The following is a 20,075-nucleotide window of genomic DNA, read 5'->3' as shown; positions in this document are numbered from 1 at the left end:
ACCCCGCGCGTGGTCCGCTCATTGCGCGGCATCCTGTTCGAAGAAGTGGCGGTTGCGTTCGGCGTCTTCGGATGCGCGTTGCCCGGCCAGTTGCGCGAGGATCTCGGTGGCCAACACGCCACCGCGCACGGCGCCCGAATCATCCACGGCCACACCGATTCCGGAGGGCGAAGAAATCGCGGCGTCCAGCGCCTGGCGCAGGTCGCCGGCGGGCGTGAACAGCGACCCGCCGGCGGCCATACTATCGTGCAGCGGCCGTCGCGCCCGCACCCTTTCGACACCGGTCACATCGACCCAACCGGTGGGGCGACCGTCCGCGTCGACCACCAGCACCCAATCGCCGCGCTCCAGGCGCAGCTTTGCCACCTGGTCGGCGGTCGCGGTCCGGATCTCATGCAACGGAACGCCATTCGCGGTCCGGAAGGACAGTCCGCGATAGCCGCGGTCGCGGCCGACGAAATCGGCGACGAAATCGGTGGCGGGCTGGGACAGCACGCGTTGCGGCGGATCGTACTGTTGGAGCACGCCGCCGCGCCCGAACACCGCGACCCGGTCGCCGAGGGTGATCGCCTCGTCGATGTCATGGGTGACGAACACGATGGTCTTGTGCAATTCGGCTTGCAGCCTTTGCATTTCGACCTGGAGCTCGGCGCGCACCACCGGATCGACCGCGCTGAACGGCTCGTCCATCAGCAGTACCGGCGGGTCGGCCGCCAGTGCCCGTGCCACGCCGACGCGCTGCTGCTGCCCGCCGGAAAGCTGCGCCGGATAACGCCCGGCCTGCGAACGGTCCAGGCCGACCCGGTCCAGCACCTCCAGCGCCGCCGCTCGGGCCGCCCGTCGCGAATCACCGCGCAGCACCGGCACCGTCGCGACATTGTCGACGACGGTGCGGTGCGGAAGCAGCCCGCCGCTTTGGATCACATATCCGATGCCGAGCCGCAGCTTGACCGGATCAACCGCCGAAATATCCTGCCCGGCAATGGTGATCGTGCCGGTACTCGGGCGGATCATTCGGTTGATCATCCGCATCGAGGTGGTCTTGCCGCAGCCGGACGGGCCGACGAACACGGTGAAGGATCCCGATTCGACGCGCAGGTCGAGTTCGGTGACGGCTTGGGTGCCATCCGGATACGTCTTGCTGATACCGCTGAATTCGATATCGGACACGCTTGGGGCTCCTAACCGATCTGCGTGTTCAGCCCCTGGGCGGCAACCCATGCCACGGCAGCGGCCTTGGGTTCGGTCTTACTGCTGCCGGAGACCGCATCGTTGAGCTTGATCAGCTCGTCGGTGGTCAGTTTCGCGGAGACGGCGTTCAGCGCGTTGAGCGCCTTGTCGGTCTTCTTGGCGGCATTGAACAGCGGGACCACGTTCTGCGCCGGGAAGTTGTGCTTCGGATCTTCCAGCACGACAAGGTTGTTCTGCGCGATCGCGGGCGAGGTGGTGAAAATATTGGCTGCGGTCACCTGGCCGTCGATCAGTGCGCGCACCGTGGCGGGCCCGCCGCCATCGGCGATCGGCACGAAGTTGTTCGCGGCGATGTCGAGGTTGTAGTTCTTCTTCAGCCCGGGCAAACCGCCTGCTCGCTCCTGGAATTCGGCAGGCGCGCCGAACTTCACCTCGGCCGAATGGGCGGCGAGATCGCCGATGGAGTGCAGATTCCAGCGATCTGCGGTGTCCTTGGTGACTACCACCGCGTCGGAGTCCTGGCCGGGCGCCGGGGTGCCGATGGCGAGGTCGGAGCCGAGCGCCTTGGTCAGCGCGCTGTCGATGTCGGCCGAGCTGGTGGCGGTCGCGTTCTTGTCCAGGTACTGCAGCAGGTTGCCGTTGTACTCCGAAATCACCGAGATCGCGCACTGACGCAGTGCCGGGATGTAGGCCTCGCGGCTGCCGATATTGAGCCGGGTGTCGACCTTGAATCCGTTGACGCGCAAGACTTCCGCGTAGATGTTGGCGACGGTCTCGGATTCCGGGAAGTTCGCCGAGCCGACGGTCAGCCCATCGCCCCCGCAGCTGCCCTTTGCCGCGAGTGGATCGGAGTTGCCGCATGCGGACAGGATCATGGCTGCGGCCAGCGCCGAGGCGGCGACGAGGAACCGGGCCGCGCGCAGCGTCAGCCGCAGCGCGGACCGCCCCGGCCGCGCGGCATCGGGGGAGATCGTGGTTTTCACTGGAATCCTTCCGGCAAGGGCAAGGGCGGGGGCCGCGCCTGAACGGCCACCGGTACATTCTGGTTGTTCATACTGCCCGTTGCATGGTGTTCCTGTTGGCTACGGAGGGTTGGTGTCACCGGATGGTATTGGCCGCGTCGAGGCGGGTAGTGGCTCGGGCATTGGTCGTCGCGGCCGTTGCGCTGGTCGTATCCTGCGGGAACGCTGATCAGGCCCCGACTATCGCGGTGGGAGCGGGTAATTCGGTGGAATCAAATCTGCTTGCGCAAATCTATTCGGGAGCACTGGCGCGCACCGGCGCGCACACCTCCGTCACCGCGAATCTCGGCCAGCGCGCCGACTATCTGGCCGCGCTGGACGCGGGCACCGTGGCGGTGGTCGGTGAATACAACGGCGAACTGCTCGCCTTCCTGGACGCCACCTCGCGGGCGCACAAGCCCGACGGGGTGACCGATGGGTCGAACCGATCGACGCCGCAGGAACTGTCGGTGACCGAGGCGCTGAACCGGTCGCTGCCGGAGGGGCTGGCAGTCTCCGATCCGGCCGACGGTACGGACCTGCGATCTCGCGTGCTGCTGTCCGCGGCGGTAGCGGCCCGTGACCAGGTGCGGTCGATCCGCGGCCTCGCCGTGCGCTGCGGTGAACTCGAGGCCGGGGTGGCTCCGGTGCCCGGCGTGCTGTCCGCGCCCACCAATCCGGTGCAGGTATCCGGCTGCGGCTTCGCCGGGACCAAGCCCTTTCCCGATGCCACCGCCTTGCGAAAGGCATTGCTGGACGGCGAGATCCAGGTCGGAATTCTGACCGGGCCGCCCGCCCTTGCGCCCGGCGCGACCGACGGGCTGACCATCCTGTCCGACGACGACTACGCGGTGCGAGCCGAGAATGTGCTCGCGGTGTTCCGCAAGAACATGCTCGACGAGCGCCAGACCCGCAAGCTCAACTACGTCGCGGGCGAACTCACGACCGATGACCTCGTCGACATGATCCGCCGAGTGCGCGACGGCGCGGTGCCGGCGGACGTGGCCCGCGCCTGGTTGGACGAGCACGCTTTGTAGGCGCCGCGTTCGGCGGCCGCCACCGTCGGCTCGGGTGTTGCTCGATCGTCGCGACGCGGCAGCCGTCCAGCGGTTTCTATGCGCCCGATCACACTTTCGCTCGGTCGCAGCATCTTGCGGTCCCATTGTTCCGCGCCGTATATTCCACATGGAATATTTAGTTAGAGAGCATGTCGGTAGCCCCGACTAGCGTGCGTGGTCTCGGGAGTTGCAGGAGGTGACCCGTATGCGGCAGCAGGCGCGCTCCGCGGTGACGCCATTGGCGATCGCCGTGCTCGCATTGCTCGAAGAGCGGCCCATGCATCCCTACGAGATGTATCAATTGCTGATCGCCCGCCGTGAAGACTTGCTGGTAAAGGTGCGGCCGGGTTCGCTTTACCACACGGTGGCGCGACTGGCCGATCAGGAACTGGTGCGGGCCGAAGGGGTCGCCCGCGAAGGGAATCGGCCCGAGCGCACCACCTACCGGATCACCGAGGACGGCCGCACCGCACTGCGCACCAGGATCACGGAGATCCTGCGGTATCCCGCACCGGAATATCCGATATTTCCCGTCGCGCTCGCCGAGGCGCACAATCTACCCAAACCGGATGTGCTCGCGCTGTTGCGGGAGCGCCTCGAGCAGCTGGAACGCGATCTCGCCGATGTGGAGATAATGGTCACGTGGGTGGGGATGAAGGGTGTCCCGCGCCGCTATTGGATTGTGCTCCCGCACCGGCGCGCCACCATCGCCGCGGAGATCGAATGGGTCGGGAACCTGCGCGCCGAGCTCGAGAGCGGCGAGCTGGAGTGGGAGGAATTCGATCAGACCACCGGTGTCCGGATCGCCGATCACCACACCTGGCCCGACGCCGCACATTCCGCGCCGCCCCCGGCGCCCCGACACGGGGCGCGGACGATGCCGTTGTCCCCCTGATCGAACTGTCCATTCGCTGAACGTTGTCATCCGGAGCATTCCAGATAGGAACGAAATCCATGTCCACCCAACGCAACCCGTGGCTGGCGCTCTTCGCGCTTGTCGTCGGCTTCTTCATGATCCTGCTGGACATGACGATCGTCGCGGTCGCCAATCCGGCGATCATGAGAGATCTGGGCGCCGACATCTCCCAGGTGATCTGGGTGACCAGCGCCTACCTGCTCACCTACGCGGTGCCACTGCTGATGACCGGTCGGCTCGGTGACCGCTACGGACCCAAGAACATGTACCTCATCGGCCTGGCCGTATTCACCGCCGCGTCGCTGTGGTGTGGCCTGTCCGGAACCATCACCATGCTCATCGGCGCGCGTGCCGTGCAGGGCCTCGGCGCCGCGCTGATGACCCCGCAGACGATGGCCGTGATCACCAGGACCTTCCCGCCGGACAAGCGCGGCGCGGCCATGGGTCTGTGGGGCGGCGTGGCCGGTCTCGCCACTCTGGTCGGCCCGATCCTCGGCGGCGTGCTGGTCGATGGGCTCGGCTGGGAGTGGATCTTCATCGTCAACGTCCCGGTAGGCATCGTCGCCTTCGCACTGGCGGCATGGCTGGTTCCCGCGCTGCCGACGCACGAGCACAAGTTCGACATCCCCGGCGTGCTGCTCAGCGGTATCGGCCTATTCCTGCTGGTGTTCGGCATCCAGGAGGGCAACACCTACGACTGGTCGCTGCGCATCTGGCTGATGATCGGCGCGGGCGTGGTCTTCCTCGCGCTGTTCGTGGTGAACCAGGCGCGCAATACCGGCGAGCCGCTGTTGCCGTTGAGCCTGTTCCGTGACCGAAACTTCGCGCTGTCGAACGTGGCCATCGCCACGATGGGCGCTGCGGTCACCTCCATGATGGTGCCGTCGTACTTCTACCTGCAGGCCGTGCGCGAGCTGTCACCGACCAAGTCCGCCTTGGTCTTTGCGCCGATGGCGATCGTCACCGGTATCTTCGCGCCGGTCATCGGCAAGTACTCCGACAAGTTCCATCCGCGGATTGTGCCGACCATCGGTTTCATGGGGTTCGCGGCATCGGTCTTCTGGTTCGCGGCGGTGATGAAGCCGGATTCCTCGATCGTGTGGTTCCTGCTGTCGGCGGCGCTGGCCGGTATCGCCAACGCCTGCATCTGGGCGCCGCTGGCCTCGACCGCCACCCACAACCTGCCCGTGCAGTTGGCCGGTGCCGGAGCTGGCGTCTACAACACCACCCGCCAGGTGGGGTCGGTGCTCGGCAGCGCGGCCATCAGTGCACTGGTCGCCGCCCGCATGACCGCCAACGGTCTGTCCGGCGGCAAGGTCTCCGAGGGTGGTGGCGGCCCCGTCCCCGCGTTCGTCAAGGACGCCTTCAGCACCGCCCTCAGCCAGGCCATCCTGCTCCCCGCGGGCATCCTGCTCATCGGCGTCATCGCCGCGGCCCTCTTCATCCGCCACGGACAGTCCGCGACCGCGGGCCGGAAGGAGGCACCGACCGAGGCCGACACCGTCGCTGCGTGAGTTACGTGTGCCCCGTGAGCAATTCGCTCGCAGGGCACCACTCGTCAGCGGATGAGGTCTGCGAGCTGGTTCCAGTCGATCTCGACGCGGATCGGGACGTCGATCTCTGTCGTGGTATCGGTCGGTTGGAGTTTGCAATGCGAACGATATTGGCCGAGGACATGATCCAATACGTGGATCTCAATTGTGGCGACACGATTGTCGGCTACCCAGACCAGCCAGTACCACGGAATACCGGCAAGCGCGTATTCCGCCTTCTTTTCGGCCGTATCGACGATTTCGGTCCCGGGGGACACCACCTCAACGGCGAGTTTCACCAGCGACGCAGGCAACGGCCGTAGGTCATTCGGGGCGCAGTCGATCAGAGCGACGTCAGGTCGACGGATAGTGGCCCTCGGAAATTCCCAGAGCACCACATCGAAATCCATGTCGACATCGAGGCAGCCTCCGTACCGGCTGACATGTGACACGGCGGCGGCCTCGATAAGTTCGCTGATCCGGCGAGAGGCCTTCTGATGTACCCGTTGTGGTGACTCGGCCCGAACGACCTCGCCGTTGACCACTTCGACCTGACGGCAGTAGTCCTCTGGCAGCTTTTTCCAGATCTCCACGGTGACCGGTTCTGGCTGCAAATTGTCGGAAGTCGCCCAGTCGAAGATGGCGGACACGTGCGCTCCTTGGGATTGGGTCCAGATCACGGGAACTGCGCCGATTACCTGGTCTGATCCTATCCCGGTGTCAGTTCACCTGGACCGTGACCGTGGGGTAGCCGGAAGCGCCGTCGGGGACGACGTCGCGGCGGTCGGCGGTTTGGGTTTCGCCGGTGCCGTCGGTGGCGCGGGCGCGGATGGTGTGGGTGCCGGGGGTGGCGGTCCAGTCGTAGACCCATTGGCGCCAGGTGTCGATGGATTGTTCGGTGGACAGGCGGGTGGGTTGCCAGTCGCCGTTGTCGATCTGGACCTCGACGGTTTTGATGCCGCGGTGTTGGGCCCAGGCGATGCCCGCGATCGGGTTGGTGCCCGCCGTCACGCGTGCTCGGGAGCGGGGGGTATCGATTCGCGCTTCGGTCTTGATCGGGCCGTTGGCCGACCAGCCGCGGCGGGTCCAGTAGGCGGTGGCGCGGTCGAATCGGGTGACCTCGAGTTCGGTCACCCATTTGGTGGCGGAGACGTATCCGTAGAGGCCGGGCACGACAAGCCGGGCCGGGTAGCCGTGCGCGACGGGTAGCGGTTCGCCGTTCATGCCGACCGCGAGCAGGGCGTCGCGGCCGTCGGTCAGCAGGGCCAGCGGGCTGCCCGCGGTGAAGCCGTCGATGCTGTGCGAGAGCACCATATCGGCGTCCGGGTGCGGGCCCGCCTCGGCGAGCAGTGCATCGAGGCGATAGCCGCGCCAGCGGGCATTGCCGATCAGGTCGCCGCCCACCGGATTCGAGACACAGGCCAGTGTCGCCAGGCTCTCGACCACCGGCCGATTCGCGAGATCGGCCCAGCTGATGCGGATTTCGCGATCCACCATGCCGTGGATGCGCAGCGACCAATCGTCTATGGACACCTGCGGGACGATCAGCGCGGTGTCGATCCGATAGAAATCGGCGTTCGAGGTGAGATACGGCGTCAGCCCCGGCACTCGGAGATCCGCGTCCGGCAGCAGCGGTGTCTGTGGTGCGGTCGGCCCCGGTATTTGTACGGCCGCACGCTCACCGGAAACATCCCGTCGGTGCGCACCCAACAGCCGTCCACCGACTCCGGCGAGCACGGCCAACCCTCCGGCGACGGCCAGGCCGCGCAGTACCTGCCGCCGTTCTGGTGTTGCCAACCCCCGCTGCTGTGTGGTGTCGGCTTGCCGTGGTACCGGGTCGTCGGCCCGATTCGTAGCGGCTACCTGCTGCGGTGTGGTGCCTGCCGGAATGGACGTATCGACCGGGGTGGCGCCGCTCGGTGCCTGGGGCGTGGGTTGTGTTGCTGCACTGGTGGATTCGCTGGCCGCTGCGGGTGCTGCGACATCGTCCTGTCGGTCGCCGGCGTGGTCGATGGTGGTTGCGTCGGCCGCGCCTGCGGTCGGATCTGCTGTGAATTGTTTTACGGTATCGATGCTTCGGGCGGTCGAGCCGCGGGTGGGTGCTGTTGGCGGATTGCCTGCCGGTGGTGTGATGGCTGCCGGTCCGGACGCGGGTGTTGCGGTCGTTTCGACGGCCGCATCGATACGGCGGGTCAGGGTGCGCAGGGCGTAAATGCCTGCGGCGACGCCGATTACGGTGGGGAGGGCGCCGACGATGCTGTCGCTGCGGTTGGCGGCAGTGACGGCCGCGATGACGCCGAAGAGTGCCAGCAGGATGGAACCGGCCGCCCGAGTGGTACGTTCGATCGCGCCCGCCACTCCGGCGGCCAGGACGGCGACCACCGCGATACACACGAACAGCACGGTTTTGTCGTTGGTGCCGAAGTTGCTGATGACCCATTCACGCAGGCCGTCCGGAGTGTGGTCCACGACGGTACCGCCGAGGGCGGTGAGTGGCGCGCGGTCGGGTCCGCCGAACGCGGCGAGCAGTTCGGCGACGCCGAGCGCCAGCCCGGCCGAAACGATCCCCGCTACCACACGCAGCATTCGCAGATCGGCCATGAACTGAGCCTACTGCCGTGGTCGACCACAAAATATGACCAAACGGTGACACGACGAGGTCGATCGGTTGCGGCGCGTTGCGCAGGCCTTTCCGTACAAGCAAAGGCGCTGCCCGCGACTTCCATCGCGGGCAGCGCCTTGTGTCTCAGCTCAGCTGTAGATTTTCTCCACCTCGGAGGCGTACTGCTTCATGACCACCGCGCGCTTGAGCGACATCTTCGGGGTCAGTTCGCCGGTCTCCTGGGTCCAGTCGACGGGCAGAATGCGGATCTTCTTGATCGCCTCGGCGTGCGACACCTTCTTATTGGTGTCGGCGACGGCGGCATCGACCTCCGCGACCAGGTCCGGGTTTTCGATCAGCTTCTCGATCGGGGTGTCGGCAGGCAGACTGTGGCGCTCCTTCCAGCCGGGCAGCGCCTCCGGGTCGAGGGTGATGAGCGCGCCGACGAACGGCTGGCCGTCGCCGACCACCATCACCTGGCTGATCAGTGGATGGGCCCGCAGCGAATCCTCCATCAGCCCGGGGGAGACGTTCTTGCCGCCCGCGGTGACGATGATTTCCTTCTTGCGGCCGGTGATGGTGACGTAACCGTCGCCATCGATGGCGCCGAGGTCGCCGGTCTTGAACCAGCCGTCCGCGAACGCCTCCTCGGTGGCCTCGGGATTGCCCCAGTAGTCGTGGAACACTACGGAACCGCGCAACAGCAGCTCGCCGTCCTCGGCGATCTTCACGCCATGGCCCTCGATCGGGCGACCGACGGTGCCGACCCGGAGGTTCTCTGGGGTGTTCACGGTGATGGCCGCAGTGGTCTCGGTGAGCCCGTAGCCCTCGTAGATGGTGACGCCGATGCCACGGAAGAAGTGGCCGAGGCGTGCGCCGAGCGGTCCGCCGCCGGACACCGCCGCCTCACACTGCCCGCCGAGCGCGACGCGCAGCTTGCTGTAGACGAGCTTGTCGAACAGCGCGTGCTCGAGCTTCAGGCCGAGCCCGGGGCCACCGTTGTCGAGCGCCTCGCTCCAAGCGACGGCGGTCTCGGCGGCCGCGTCGAAGATCTTGCCCTTGCCGCCGTCGTGCGCCTTCTGCTTGGCGCCGTTGAACACCTTCTCGAACACGCGCGGCACCGCGAGGATGAAGTGCGGGCGGTAGCTGCCGAACTGCTCGACCAGGGTGGACCAGTCGGAGGTGAACGCGACGATGACCTTGGCGTCGAACGCGGCCAGCGTGACGGCCCGCGCGAAGACGTGCGCTAGCGGCAGGAACATCAGCGTCTTCTTGCCCGCGGTCACGTACTTGCCGAGCGCGATCCGGCCGGACTTCGACTCGGCGTAGAGATTCGAGTGCGAGAGCATGACGCCCTTGGGGCGACCGGTGGTGCCGGAGGTGTAGATCAGGGTGGCGGGCGAGGCCGCGTTGACCTGTGCGCGGCGCGCGTGCACGGGCTCGTCGTCCAGGTCGGCGCCGCGACTGGTCAGCTCCTCGATGGCGCTCTTGTCGATCTGCAGGGTTTCCTTCAGCTCCGTCAGCGCGCCCGCCTCGATCTCATCGATGACCGCGCGGTGCTTGTCGCTGTCGACGATCAGGAGCTTGGTCGCGGAGTCCTGCAGGATCCACTTGGCCTGCTCGGCGGCGGAGCTGTCGTAAATGGCGACGGTGCAGGCACCGGCGGCCCAGATGGCGAAGTCGAGCACGGCCCACTCATAACGGGTGGGTGCCATGATGGCGACGCGGTCCCCGAGTTCGATGCCCGAGGCGATGATTCCCTTGGCGACGCCGGTGACCGTCTTCGCGAAATCCGCGGCGGTCACATCGGCAAAGCCACCGGTCCCGTTCGGGATGTTGAACAGCACCACGCCGGGCGACTGCTCGGCGTGCCGAAAGACGTTATCGGAATTGTTCGCGTCTTCCGGGATGGTGTAGGAAGCCGGGACTTCGAACTCTCGCATCGGTGCCCTTCCACGTGGGTTTACTCGCCAGTAATCTACGACACCTCTGACCGGGGCGGTCGCTCGACCACCGAAAACCGGTTCGGTGCATAACGCTGCCCGATCGGGCCTATCCTAGGTCGCGCATCGACACGGGCTCGATGGCTTCGCGCAGGAAATCGGCCAACTCGGTCAATGCGGCGGCGGCAGGCGCGACCAGCGCCGCTTGCAGTTGCGCGACATGCCACAGTCCCTGCGTTTCGGTGAAACGCACAGGCACGCCCGCCGTCCGCAAAGCGTCCGTCAATTCGATGCACTGCGAGTGCAGCAACTCGCTCTTGTCGACCTGCACGTAGGTCGGCGGCAGCCCGTGCAACTCACCGGTCAGCGGCGCGTAGCCGGGGGCGGTCGAGTCGCCGCTGCCCAGGTAGGCGGCCGCGCAGGCGCGCGACCACAGCTTGTTGATCACCAGGTCGCGCTCGCGGTCCGGGATCTCGTTGGGGTTCCCCCACGGCGCGATCAGTCCGAGCGCGGCGGGAGTGTGCCCGTGCCGCGCGATCAGCCGCTGCGCCAGCGCCAGCGAGAGGCCGCCGCCTGCGGAGTCACCGGATATGGCGATCTGGTCCGGGCGGTAGCCCGCGCTCGACACCAGCTCCAGGAACGCCGCTTCGGCATCGTCCAGGGCCGCGGGGAATGGGTGCTCCGGCGCCAGCCGGTAGTCGAGAACGTAGACCGGGCAACCGGTGTCGTGCGCGAGCCGGGCCGCCAGCGAACGGTGCGTCGCGGGGGAACCGACCACGTACCCACCGCCGTGCAGATAGAGGACGGCGCCCTGGGTGGAGAAGTCTCCTCCGGTGATCCGCTCCGCAGGCCTGCCGCCGAGGCTCAGCGAATGCACGACGCTGCCCGCGGGCAGCAGCTGCGCCCGCGAGCTCACGTCGAGCAGTCGGCGCTGCATCGGAAACGGTACCCGCTTGTTGAGCGTGACCCGGAAAATCGGATTCAGCACTGCCCGCGCGACGGGCAGCGGAAGGTTGATGTCCTGCATGGTTGTTCCTCGAATCCGGATCAGGGCAGAAAGCGGCGCTCGAGGGTGGCCGAGATGCGTTGGTAGCCCGACGCGGTGACTCGGACGAACAGGTCTAGCAGCTTGGCCTCCCAGCCGATCAGCACGCGGCCGTGGCCCTTCCGCACGCCCTCGGTGATGGCCTGCGCCGCCATCTCCGGGGTGTGGATGGCCAGCTTCTTGTCGAACATCGAGGCGGCCGAATTGCTGTCGATGCCCGCGGCGTAGATGGCGTTGCGCGCCACCGCGGTCTTGATGCCGCCAGGGTGCACGCAAGTGACCTGCACGGGGTGGCGGGCGACCAGCATTTCCTGGCGCAGCGACTCGGTGAAGCCGCGCACCGCGAACTTGGCCGCGTTGTATGCGCTCTGTCCGGGGATCGCGATCAGGCCGAACAGACTGGACACATTGACGATGTGGCCATCGCCGGACTCGATGACCATCGGAAGGAACGCCTTGGTTCCGTTGACGACACCCCAGAAGTCGACGTCCATGATGCGCTCGATGTCCTTGAACTCCGAGCGGATCACCTCGCCGTGGTAGGCGATGCCGGCGTTGTTGTAGATCTGATGCACCGTGCCGAAGTGCGCCTTCACCGAGCCGGCGTACTGCAGCACCGCTTGGCGCTCGACCACGTTCAGCTGGTCGGATTTGACCTCGGCGCCGAGCTGTTCGCAGCGGCGCGTCGTCTCGGCCAGTCCGTCGGTGTCGATGTCGGACAGTGCCAGTTTGGCGCCGCGCTCGGCGAGATTCTCGGCCAACGCGCGGCCGATACCGGAGCCGGCTCCGGTGATCACGCACACCTTGTTCTCGAAATAAGCGTCATTGCTCACGGTGCCACAGCTTTCAGATCGGCTCGGGAGGTGGATGTGTCGTAAGCCGCAACGTCGAATCTCTTGGTCAGCCTACGGAATTCGAACGTGAAGTCAGGCCACAGTGTGGTGTTGTTACCGTGCTTGTCCAGGTACCAGCTGGAGCAGCCGCCGGTCACCCAGACGCTGCTGGACAGCTTCTCCTGCAGGTCCTTGTTGTAGGCATCCTGCACATCGCGGCGTACTTCCACAGTATGCAGCCCCATCCGGTCGATGGTGGCCAGCGCGTCGGCGATGTAGTTGATCTGCGATTCGATCATGTACACCATCGACGTGTGACCCAGGCCGACGTTCGGGCCGAGCACGAAGAACATATTGGGGAAGTTGACGATCGTGCTGCCCTTGTAGCCCTGCTGGCCGATCTCGTCGAACACCTCCGTCAGGGTGCGACCGTCGCGGCCCGTGATCGTGTTGTAGGTCGGCGAGTCGGTGACGTGGAAGCCGGTCGCGACGATCAGTGCGTCGATCTCCCGTTCGGTGCCGTCTTTGGTGACGATCGAGTTCTTGCGAATCTCGGCGATACCGTCGGTGATCACGTCGACGTTGGGCCGGGCCAGCACCGGATAATAGTCGTTGGAGATCAGCATGCGCTTGCAGCCGATCCGGAAGTTCGGGGTGACCTTGGCGCGCAGCTCCGGATCGCGGATCTCGTGCTGCAACTTGGCCTTCGCGATCAGCTCGAACGCCTGCATCAGCGCGGGAACCTTGGCGAGGCCAACCACCTGGGTCTCGCGCGCGGCGTAGATGGCGGCGCGGGACAGGCGCTGGAAGCCGGGCAGGTACTTGAAGGCGAGCCGCTCGGCCTTGGTGTAAGGGCGGTCCAGGCGCGGCAGCAGCCACGGCGCGGTGCGCTGGTAGATATCCAGGCGGCCGATCTTCGGGGCGATGGCCGGCACGATCTGGATGGCCGAGGCGCCGGTGCCGATGACGGCGACCCGCTTGCCGATGAGGTCGGCATCGTGGTTCCAGCGGGCCGAGTGGAAGATCTCGCCCTCGAACCCGTTGATGCCCTTGATGTCCGGCAGCGCGGGCTCGCACAGCGCGCCGACCGCGGAGACCACGGTGTCGGCGGTGAAGCTGCCCTGGGTGGACTCGATCTCCCAGACCGCGGTGTCGTTGTTCCAGCGGGCGCTGGTCACATCGCAGTCGAAGATGTGCTTGTCGCGCACCCCGTAGCGCTGGGACACGTCCTGGATGTACTGCTGGATCTCGCCCTGCCGGGAGAACGACCGCGACCAGTTCGGGTTGAGCGCGAACGAGTACGAGTACAGCTGCGAGGGGACGTCGCAGGCCGCGCCGGGGTAGGTGTTGTCTCGCCAGGTGCCGCCGACATCGCTGCCGCGCTCCAGCACGAGGTAATCGTCGCGATCCTGCTGGGTCAGCCGGATGGCCAGGCCGAGACCCGCGAACCCACTTCCGATGATGATCGTCTTGGCGTGGCGCCTGGGTCGGCTGCCGACAGCTTTGTCTGTGACCTTGCGACTCATATACGAGAGCGTACGATCTCATCGATCACGAGTCAACGTTATTGACCAGCGTTCAGTAGGATGACCGTGTGAGTAGCAGCGGCCGAGGAGAAACTCAGAAGCGCACCCGGCTCAGACCGGACGAACGCCGCGAGCAGCTCATCACGCTGGGGGCCGAGATGCTCGGCGAACGCGCCATCGAGGACATCTCCGTCAGCGAGATCGCGGCGCAGGCCGGAATCTCGCGCGGCCTGCTGTTCCATTACTTCCCGACCAAGCAGGACTTCCAGCTGGCCATCGTCCGCCACGCCAATGCCGAACTGCTCGAGCGCGTCGCCCCGGACCGCAATCTGGGCGTCTTCGAGATGCTGCGCGACTCGATCGAACGCTACGTCAACTACGTCAGCGAGAACCGAACTTCGTACGCGGCGCTGCTGCGCGGCCCCACCAGCGTCAGCCCCGACCTGGCCCCGCTGGTCGACCAGACCCGCGACGCCATCATCGGCATTATCCTCGCCGAGGCCCACGTGCCCGTCGACGACCCCGACCGCCCCCGCCTTATGCTCACCATACGCGGCTGGATCGCCTTCGTCGAGGAAACCACCCTCACCTGGCTGCGCAACGAACCCATCCCCCGCGAGCAACTCATCGACCTACTGGTCGAATCGCTGATCGCCATTGCATTCTCTCTCGACCCTGCCCCAGAGTTTCGTAGTTCGCGGGCACACGGATTGGGTCGTAAGCTCCTGACCTGCGTGGATAATCGTTGATCGGGTGCGAAATGCTCGAAATCGCGGGCACACGACTTTGGGGTGATACTGGCCCGTAACCAGTTGCTTGTGGTGATTGATTTGCGGAAGAGGCAGCGTCGTAGGGATTGCGGCGGTACGGGCATTCCAAGGACCACCGCAAGGATCTGCCGCAGATGGTGATCGGGTTGGCCGTCACGAGGGAAGGCATCTCGGTGCAGTGCTGGGTCTGGCCCGGCAACACCGCCCATGTCCCGAAAGCCCGCGCCGTCGACACCATGCCGGCAAAATCCAAGGACTCCAAGACAACCGAGTCGCCGCACTACCCCCCAGAACGAATGATCTGTTCGATATTGCGCTCAGTCAGCGCGCTGATCGTCAAGGACGGGTTCACTGTTCCGGTGCTTCCGGGCACAGCCGCTCCATCCATCACGTACAGGCCTCGATACCCACACACCCGACCGTAGGGGTCTGTCGCGCGTCCGATCACTGCGCCGCCCAACGGATGGGAGGTGAATGAGGCGTCCGCATCCAAGGCTGGTCGGGAGATGGGCTGGCAGTTGCAGGCCGCGTTGTTGTTGACTTCCCGCGCTCGCGCGAGATAGCCGGCAGCGCCGTCGTGTGGCCACTGCAGGTCCACGCGCCCGTCGGTCGGGTTGCAGACGAACCGGCCGCGGGTGTCGTCGAGCACGATGCCCAGCGATGCGAGAATGGTGATGTCGAAGGGCGTCGTGCCGGGGATGAACCAGTTCTCCAGCGACACGGGTGCGCCTGCCTCGTCCAGAATCCGGCTTGCGGACGGTGTGCCCTGTATGCCTATCTCGAGTGTGCTGAGCGGCCGTGCCAAGGCGACGTCGCCGTTGCTGCCCCAGCCTTCGCCGATGTGCTCGTTCAGGTTCGGCAGCGCGCCGGTTGCCCGCGCGCGCACCAACAGCTCGGAGGTGCCGATGGAGCCCGCAGCCAGGAACAGCGTGTCGCAGGTCAGCGTCCGGGTGCGGAGCACCTCGCCGGTCGGGGCGAGTTTGGTCACGGCGACGGTATAGCGGCCCGACTCTCCCGGTTCCTTGGCGATGGCGTCCACGCGATGGCCGGGGTAGATCCGGGCACGGCCGGTCGCCTCGGCGTAGCGCAGGTAGTTCTGGTTCAGATCGAACTTCGCGCCGTTGGAATTGCCGAGGTTCGTACAGCCGACCGTCGCCGACAGCCTCGATCGCCCGGCCAACTCGTCGCGGATGATGTTCCAATTCCACGTGCCATCGATGCGCTGCGGCGTATAGCCGGCCGCGCGGACCTGCTCGTCCCAGGCCCGCGAGTGCGCGAACGCGCAAGAGTTGTAGATGTCGTCCGGCATCAGGGTCGGCCGCAACGTCTTCCGGACCTTGGGGTAGTAGACGTCATGCATCTCGCGATAGTCGACCACACCGCGGAACACATGGTCGAAGAACCGCTGCTCCGGCTCGATCATCACCCCGGTGAACACCACCGAGCCACCGCCCACACACGCACCGCGCCACACGTCGATGCCCGGGTAACTGGAAACATCGAGGACCCCGCCGAACGGATCGATCCGCAGTGGGATCCTGTTCACGCCGGTAAAGGTGGTGCGATGCCAGAAGCCGCGGCCATCGGGAATCGTGTCGGTGGTGAAGATGTCGCGCCACGGATCACTCGGCCAGCGTGACCCGCGCTCGAGCACCGCAACGTGGGTCCCGGACTGCGACAGGCGCAGCGCGGTGATCGACGCCCCGAACCCCGATCCGATAACGATCGCAGGCACATGATCGGCCGGATCCGGCAGTGGCGCGAAGATCTCCGGCACCAGCCTGCGGTACATCGACGTTTTCGGGCTCGGGCTGTAGTCGTCGGCCCATGCCGCAGACGTGGCAGGGCTTCCACCCGCAAGACCCAGCATCGTCGCGGCTAAGCCGGCGCCCTTAACGAAACCACGCCTGTCCATGGTGCCCCTCACCTGATCTGAACGTCGCTCCATCACCTCCAGCGGCCACTAGGCCCAGGTACCAACATCCGGCCCTCTTCCATAGCGACTGTCTACCATAGGGAAGAGGTCGGGAGTGAGGGTGACAATGTTGACTCGCGCGTGGATCCGGTGGCTGCTCACTCATGGCCAGCTACGGTCTTATCTCCAATGGTCGTCGCGTCGGGGCGATCCTCTCGGGCAGCTCGCCGTCGGTCCGGATCGCTTGCTCGGCTCGTCGCCCTACATCGAGGAGATCCGGCGGCGGGGCCGGATGCCCCGGATGTCGGGGGTGCACGTGACCGCAGACCACGAATTGTGCCGACTCATCCTGCGAGACCGTCGCTTCGGCGTGGTCACACCCAACCATCCAGCCATGCCGAAGCCGATCCGCTGGGCGCTGGCCAAGACGGATCTGGGACTTCCCAACCTCGGGGAACCGCCCTCGATGCTGGTGACCGATCCGCCGGATCACACCAGATACCGACGCCTGGTCGGGCAGGCATTCAGCCCGAAGGCGATCGCCACACTGGAGCAGCGAATCGTCGAAGTGACCGACGACCTACTCGAACGCCTGAAATCGAAGCCGCGACCGGATCTGATCGACGACTTCTGCGCGCAGCTGCCCGTCGCGATCATCGCCGAGATCCTCGGGCTGCCGACCGACATGCATTCGACCCTGCTGAAGTGGGGAGACACCGGTGCGCCGCTGCTGGACCGAGGCCTGACTTGGACCACATACCGCCACGCCATCGAAGACCTGGCCGAGGTCAAGCGGTACTTCGACCAGCACCTCGACGGGCTCACCGCCGAACCGAACGACGACGTGCTCAGCATGCTGGTGACCGGTGGCGAGCTCACCCGCCGCGAACAGATGGCCAACGCAGCCCTGCTGCTGGACGCCGGATTCTTGACGACGGTGAACATGCTCGGCAACGGAATCGCCCTACTGACAAGCCATCGCGACCAGCTGGAACTGCTGACCGCGCAGCCGGAGCTGTGGCCGGGCGCCGTCGAGGAAATCCTGCGCTACGACGGTCCAGTACGGATGACAGGCCGGATCGCGAGCTGTCACGTCGACATCGCCGATGAGCAGGTCAAATCCGGTTCCCTGGTGCTGCTGTCGTTGGCAGGCGCCAACTACGACCCCGCCGTCTTCCCCGATCCCCAACAATTCGATGTGACCAGGGCCAACGCCGCTGATCATCTCTCGTTCAGCAGCGGGATACACGCCTGCCTGGGAGCCAGACTCGCCCAAATGGAAGGCACCATCGCGCTACGAGCCCTCTTCGAACGGTACCCGGACCTACACCTGGACGGCCCGCCGATCCCACATCCCCTGCAAAACCTGCACGCCTACCGCTCCATGCCCGCCAAACTATCTGCCGACTAATCCATGATTGATTCCAAGGTGTGAGGGTGCGCGGCTTCGCCGCCTGTGGAATTCGAAATGGACTGCGCCAGATCGGCGGCCGCGTACCGCGGCCAACTGGCATCGCATCACCTGCGAGTGGATGGACGGCGACCCGTACCGCACCGAACTCGGTGCGCTGGAACACCACTGGCTCGCGCACCGGTAATGCGGTCCGCGCCGGCCGGTGAGCCGTCACCATGATGAGGAATCCGGAGGCGCGGAGCGGTTGCGAGACAAAGCCGTTGCGCGACAAAGCAATCGCAGCTGTGCGCTGCGTCAATTCAGGACCAGGGTTTCCGGGTAGGTGGCTTCCTGGCGGTCTCTCGTGTGGTGCATGGTCCAGAGGAGCTCGGCGAGATCGTCCGGATTCACCGTGGGAAACTGCGGCACCTGGGCGCCGGAGGCCTTCGCGGCTTCCTGGCGGGCGTGGAAGGGTGTGTTCTCGATAGCTGCGGCGATGTAGAGCCGGGCGACGACGACACCCTTGTCGGCAACTTCAGCCTGCAACGATTGCAGGTAGTTCCGCTGCGCGGCCAGAGCCAGTCCCGGTCCGCTCATGCCGGGCCGGCCGCCCAGGGCGGCGGCTCCCTGCGCGACGAGGATGGCTCCCTCGCCCTGCTCGATCATGTGCGGGATGAAGGCCTGCACGAGCGTGAGCAGGGTGTAGACGGCCAGCGGCATGTAGCGTCGCACCGGTTCGGGAGTCAACTGGACAGCCGGGGTAAAGCCGGCGTTCTCGCCGCCGGGGTTCGAGGCGTAGTAGAACACATCGAGGTCGCCCACCGTGTCGCGGATGCGTTCGATGAGATCGGCTGATGCGTGGGTGTCGGAAAGGTCGGCGGCGATGGGGTGGGCGGTGACACCCGTGCGGGACAGCGTGCCGGCGAGTTGTTCGAGGGGAGCCGGGCGGCGACCCACCAGGACGAGGTCGTAGCCCGCGCGGGCGTAGCGGTGAGCGATGGCCTGGCCCAGGCCGGGACCGGCGCCGAAGACTGCCATGGACTTGGACAAGAGGACTCCTCAGTCGGACGGATCAAGTAATTTGACTTTAGGGTCAACTTGACGCTGGGGTCAAGATAGTAGGATTGGGCTCGTGAATCTCGCATCTTCGCCCGGGGGCCCGGGTCCAGGCTTGCGTGCCGATGCCGCCCGTAACGTGGCCCAGATCCGGCAAGCCGCCATCGCCGCCTTCCACGGCCGCGGCCTGGACACGCCGCTCGAGGAGATCGCAGCTGCGGCCGGGGTCGCCAAAGGCACCATCTACCACCGTTTCGGCGGCCGCCTCGGTCTCATCGACGCGGTCATCGGAGACCTCGTCGGCGGGCGAATGGACGAGATTGCGAACCGCGCCAAGCAGATTGACGACCCGTGGGACAGCCTCGCGTACTACGTGTCGGAACGCCGCGTCCTCCACTACGACGAACCGGCCGCCATCGACGCCCTGATCGTGGCCTATCCGCAGTCCGAACAGCTTGCCGCACTGGCCGAGAGCGCTACCCGGACGACAACCGACCTGATCGGGCGTGCCCGCGCTGCCGGCGTCATCCGCCCGGACTTCACCACCAACGATCTCTACCACGCCGACGTCGGAAACGCGCTCGCGCTCCGGCATCTCCCGAAACCCACACCGAGCGACTACAACCGCCGTACCCGGATGTTCATCGACAGCCTCCGGGCGCCGGAACCTCTTGAACCCGGTGTGTGCTCGAGGGGCGGGCGGGCATAGGTCAGACTTGTTCGTTGTGCCACCCTCTGTTTGGCATGGCGGATGGCCGACGCCGCTGGCTTGGCGCATCTGTCGGATTCTGTGAATTGCTGCGTTGTTGTACAGCGGTTTACGCGCGTGTCATTCGGGGCTTTCGGGGCGAGGGTGCCCTAGATCAAGGTTGTGAGCCCCTCGCCCTTGCACTTTTATGTCACAACCGACGACCTGATCGAGCGGCATGGCGATCTTGCCCCGTGGCGGCCGATGATCGGGTTCGTGCCGCAGCTGAGCGACGCCGAATTGGTGACGTTGGCGGTGATGCAGGCGCTACTCGGGTTCACCTCCGAAGCCCGCTGGCTGCTATACGCCCGACGCCACCTGGCCCACCTGTTCCGGTACTTGCCCCCGTCGTTCATGGGCCGGAGGTTGCCGGGAATGTGACGAGGGCGTCCACCAGTCCCTCGACATGCGGGACTCAGGGGACCGTCGATCTCGACGGATTCACCAGATCGACAAGGCGCACAAGTTTTCCTGTTGCGCGAACGAATCCCACGTGGGCAGCTGCCTGGGTCCGCGTTCTCCAGACAGACCAACGCCGGGTCGAAT

At 66.0% G+C, this 20,075-nt stretch carries 16 protein-coding genes and 1 pseudogene; 7 read left to right on the top strand and 10 right to left on the bottom strand.

Going from position 1 to position 20,075, the window contains the following annotated elements; genetic code table 11:
• Nucleotides 1-18: 18 nt before the first annotated feature.
• Nucleotides 19-1,221: an ABC transporter ATP-binding protein gene (locus tag ACV7NQ_RS10355; RefSeq protein WP_463359424.1), complete on the bottom strand. Its 1,203-nt coding sequence runs from the start codon at nucleotides 1,219-1,221 to the stop codon at nucleotides 19-21.
• Nucleotides 1,182-2,066, bottom strand: coding sequence for an ABC transporter substrate-binding protein (locus ACV7NQ_RS10350; protein WP_463365609.1), 885 nt, complete (start codon nucleotides 2,064-2,066; stop codon nucleotides 1,182-1,184). The genes ACV7NQ_RS10355 and ACV7NQ_RS10350 overlap by 40 nt, the downstream gene beginning before the upstream one ends.
• 353 nt (nucleotides 2,067-2,419) lie before the next feature.
• Between ACV7NQ_RS10350 and ACV7NQ_RS10345 the strand changes: the two genes are divergently transcribed.
• From ACV7NQ_RS10345 to ACV7NQ_RS10335, 3 genes are all read left to right on the top strand, one after another.
• Complete coding sequence (locus ACV7NQ_RS10345; protein WP_463359423.1) at nucleotides 2,420-3,229, top strand: glycine betaine ABC transporter substrate-binding protein; 810 nt, start codon at nucleotides 2,420-2,422, stop codon at nucleotides 3,227-3,229.
• A gap of 226 nt (nucleotides 3,230-3,455) precedes the next feature.
• Nucleotides 3,456-4,145, top strand: coding sequence for a PadR family transcriptional regulator (locus tag ACV7NQ_RS10340; RefSeq protein ID WP_463359422.1), 690 nt, complete (start codon nucleotides 3,456-3,458; stop codon nucleotides 4,143-4,145).
• Between the two features lie 59 nt (nucleotides 4,146-4,204).
• On the top strand, nucleotides 4,205-5,680 hold the full coding sequence (locus ACV7NQ_RS10335) for a DHA2 family efflux MFS transporter permease subunit (RefSeq protein WP_463359421.1): 1,476 nt from the start codon (nucleotides 4,205-4,207) through the stop codon (nucleotides 5,678-5,680).
• A 44-nt stretch (nucleotides 5,681-5,724) separates the two neighbouring features.
• Here ACV7NQ_RS10335 and ACV7NQ_RS10330 read toward each other — a convergent pair whose 3' ends face one another.
• From ACV7NQ_RS10330 to ACV7NQ_RS10305, 6 genes are all read right to left on the bottom strand, one after another.
• Nucleotides 5,725-6,348 carry a Uma2 family endonuclease gene (locus ACV7NQ_RS10330; RefSeq protein ID WP_463359420.1) on the bottom strand — a complete coding sequence of 208 codons (624 nt, stop codon included), beginning with the start codon at nucleotides 6,346-6,348 and terminating at the stop codon, nucleotides 5,725-5,727.
• 70 nt (nucleotides 6,349-6,418) lie between these two features.
• Nucleotides 6,419-8,299 (bottom strand): molybdopterin-dependent oxidoreductase, encoded by a 1,881-nt coding sequence (locus tag ACV7NQ_RS10325; protein ID WP_463359419.1) that lies wholly within the window; start codon nucleotides 8,297-8,299, stop codon nucleotides 6,419-6,421.
• 150 nt (nucleotides 8,300-8,449) lie between these two features.
• Nucleotides 8,450-10,243: an AMP-dependent synthetase/ligase gene (locus ACV7NQ_RS10320; protein ID WP_463359418.1), complete on the bottom strand. Its 1,794-nt coding sequence runs from the start codon at nucleotides 10,241-10,243 to the stop codon at nucleotides 8,450-8,452.
• A 109-nt stretch (nucleotides 10,244-10,352) separates the two neighbouring features.
• Nucleotides 10,353-11,270, bottom strand: coding sequence for an alpha/beta hydrolase (locus tag ACV7NQ_RS10315; RefSeq protein ID WP_463359417.1), 918 nt, complete (start codon nucleotides 11,268-11,270; stop codon nucleotides 10,353-10,355).
• A 20-nt stretch (nucleotides 11,271-11,290) separates the two neighbouring features.
• A complete protein-coding gene (locus ACV7NQ_RS10310) occupies nucleotides 11,291-12,121 on the bottom strand; it encodes an SDR family NAD(P)-dependent oxidoreductase (RefSeq protein ID WP_463359416.1) in 831 nt (276 codons plus the stop codon).
• Entirely contained in the window at nucleotides 12,118-13,647 is a 1,530-nt protein-coding gene (locus ACV7NQ_RS10305; protein WP_463359415.1) for a flavin-containing monooxygenase, read from the bottom strand. Before ACV7NQ_RS10305 ends, ACV7NQ_RS10310 begins: the two co-directional genes overlap by 4 nt.
• A 68-nt stretch (nucleotides 13,648-13,715) precedes the next feature.
• Here ACV7NQ_RS10305 and ACV7NQ_RS10300 point away from each other — a divergent pair, with 68 nt between their 5' ends.
• Nucleotides 13,716-14,396: a TetR/AcrR family transcriptional regulator gene (locus tag ACV7NQ_RS10300; RefSeq protein WP_463359414.1), complete on the top strand. Its 681-nt coding sequence runs from the start codon at nucleotides 13,716-13,718 to the stop codon at nucleotides 14,394-14,396.
• A 301-nt stretch (nucleotides 14,397-14,697) separates the two neighbouring features.
• Here the strand turns inward: ACV7NQ_RS10300 and ACV7NQ_RS10295 are convergent, their stop codons facing one another.
• Nucleotides 14,698-16,332, bottom strand: coding sequence for a GMC oxidoreductase (locus tag ACV7NQ_RS10295; protein ID WP_463359413.1), 1,635 nt, complete (start codon nucleotides 16,330-16,332; stop codon nucleotides 14,698-14,700).
• Nucleotides 16,333-16,459: 127 nt separating this feature from the next.
• Here ACV7NQ_RS10295 and ACV7NQ_RS10290 point away from each other — a divergent pair, with 127 nt between their 5' ends.
• Nucleotides 16,460-17,743: a cytochrome P450 gene (locus ACV7NQ_RS10290; RefSeq protein ID WP_463365532.1), complete on the top strand. Its 1,284-nt coding sequence runs from the start codon at nucleotides 16,460-16,462 to the stop codon at nucleotides 17,741-17,743.
• Between the two features lie 297 nt (nucleotides 17,744-18,040).
• On the opposite strand, the gene ACV7NQ_RS10285 is transcribed toward ACV7NQ_RS10290, so the two are convergent.
• Nucleotides 18,041-18,775, bottom strand: coding sequence for an SDR family NAD(P)-dependent oxidoreductase (locus ACV7NQ_RS10285; protein WP_463359412.1), 735 nt, complete (start codon nucleotides 18,773-18,775; stop codon nucleotides 18,041-18,043).
• A gap of 82 nt (nucleotides 18,776-18,857) precedes the next feature.
• On the opposite strand from ACV7NQ_RS10285, the gene ACV7NQ_RS10280 reads away from it, so the two are divergent.
• The gene (locus tag ACV7NQ_RS10280; protein ID WP_463359411.1) at nucleotides 18,858-19,490 is read left to right on the top strand and encodes a TetR/AcrR family transcriptional regulator; all 633 of its coding nucleotides are present in this window, start codon (nucleotides 18,858-18,860) and stop codon (nucleotides 19,488-19,490) included.
• Nucleotides 19,491-19,612: 122 nt separating this feature from the next.
• Nucleotides 19,613-19,874, top strand: a pseudogene (locus ACV7NQ_RS10275) (hypothetical protein); the annotation flags it as partial.
• Between the last annotated feature and the right edge of the window lie 201 nt (nucleotides 19,875-20,075).

It is taken from the genome of Nocardia sp. Tas62D01, from assembly GCF_055232035.1.
The sequence above is the reverse complement of the archived record's forward strand: the minus strand, read 5'-3'. Positions and strand labels throughout refer to the sequence as shown.

Excerpts from the sequence above, each read along its gene's own strand:
- ACV7NQ_RS10340 (WP_463359422.1), top strand. The coding sequence starts at position 3,456 with ATGCGGCAGCAGGCGCGCTCCGCGGTGACGCCATTGGCGATCGCCGTG.
- ACV7NQ_RS10295 (WP_463359413.1), bottom strand. The coding sequence starts at position 16,332 with ATGGACAGGCGTGGTTTCGTTAAGGGCGCCGGCTTAGCCGCGACGATG.
- ACV7NQ_RS10350 (WP_463365609.1), bottom strand. The coding sequence starts at position 2,066 with ATGATCCTGTCCGCATGCGGCAACTCCGATCCACTCGCGGCAAAGGGC.
- ACV7NQ_RS10325 (WP_463359419.1), bottom strand. The coding sequence starts at position 8,299 with ATGGCCGATCTGCGAATGCTGCGTGTGGTAGCGGGGATCGTTTCGGCC.
- ACV7NQ_RS10335 (WP_463359421.1), top strand. The coding sequence starts at position 4,205 with ATGTCCACCCAACGCAACCCGTGGCTGGCGCTCTTCGCGCTTGTCGTC.
- ACV7NQ_RS10305 (WP_463359415.1), bottom strand. The coding sequence starts at position 13,647 with ATGAGTCGCAAGGTCACAGACAAAGCTGTCGGCAGCCGACCCAGGCGC.
- ACV7NQ_RS10290 (WP_463365532.1), top strand. The coding sequence starts at position 16,460 with ATGTTGACTCGCGCGTGGATCCGGTGGCTGCTCACTCATGGCCAGCTA.
- ACV7NQ_RS10320 (WP_463359418.1), bottom strand. The coding sequence starts at position 10,243 with ATGCGAGAGTTCGAAGTCCCGGCTTCCTACACCATCCCGGAAGACGCG.
- ACV7NQ_RS10315 (WP_463359417.1), bottom strand. The coding sequence starts at position 11,270 with ATGCAGGACATCAACCTTCCGCTGCCCGTCGCGCGGGCAGTGCTGAAT.
- ACV7NQ_RS10355 (WP_463359424.1), bottom strand. The coding sequence starts at position 1,221 with ATGGGTTGCCGCCCAGGGGCTGAACACGCAGATCGGTTAGGAGCCCCA.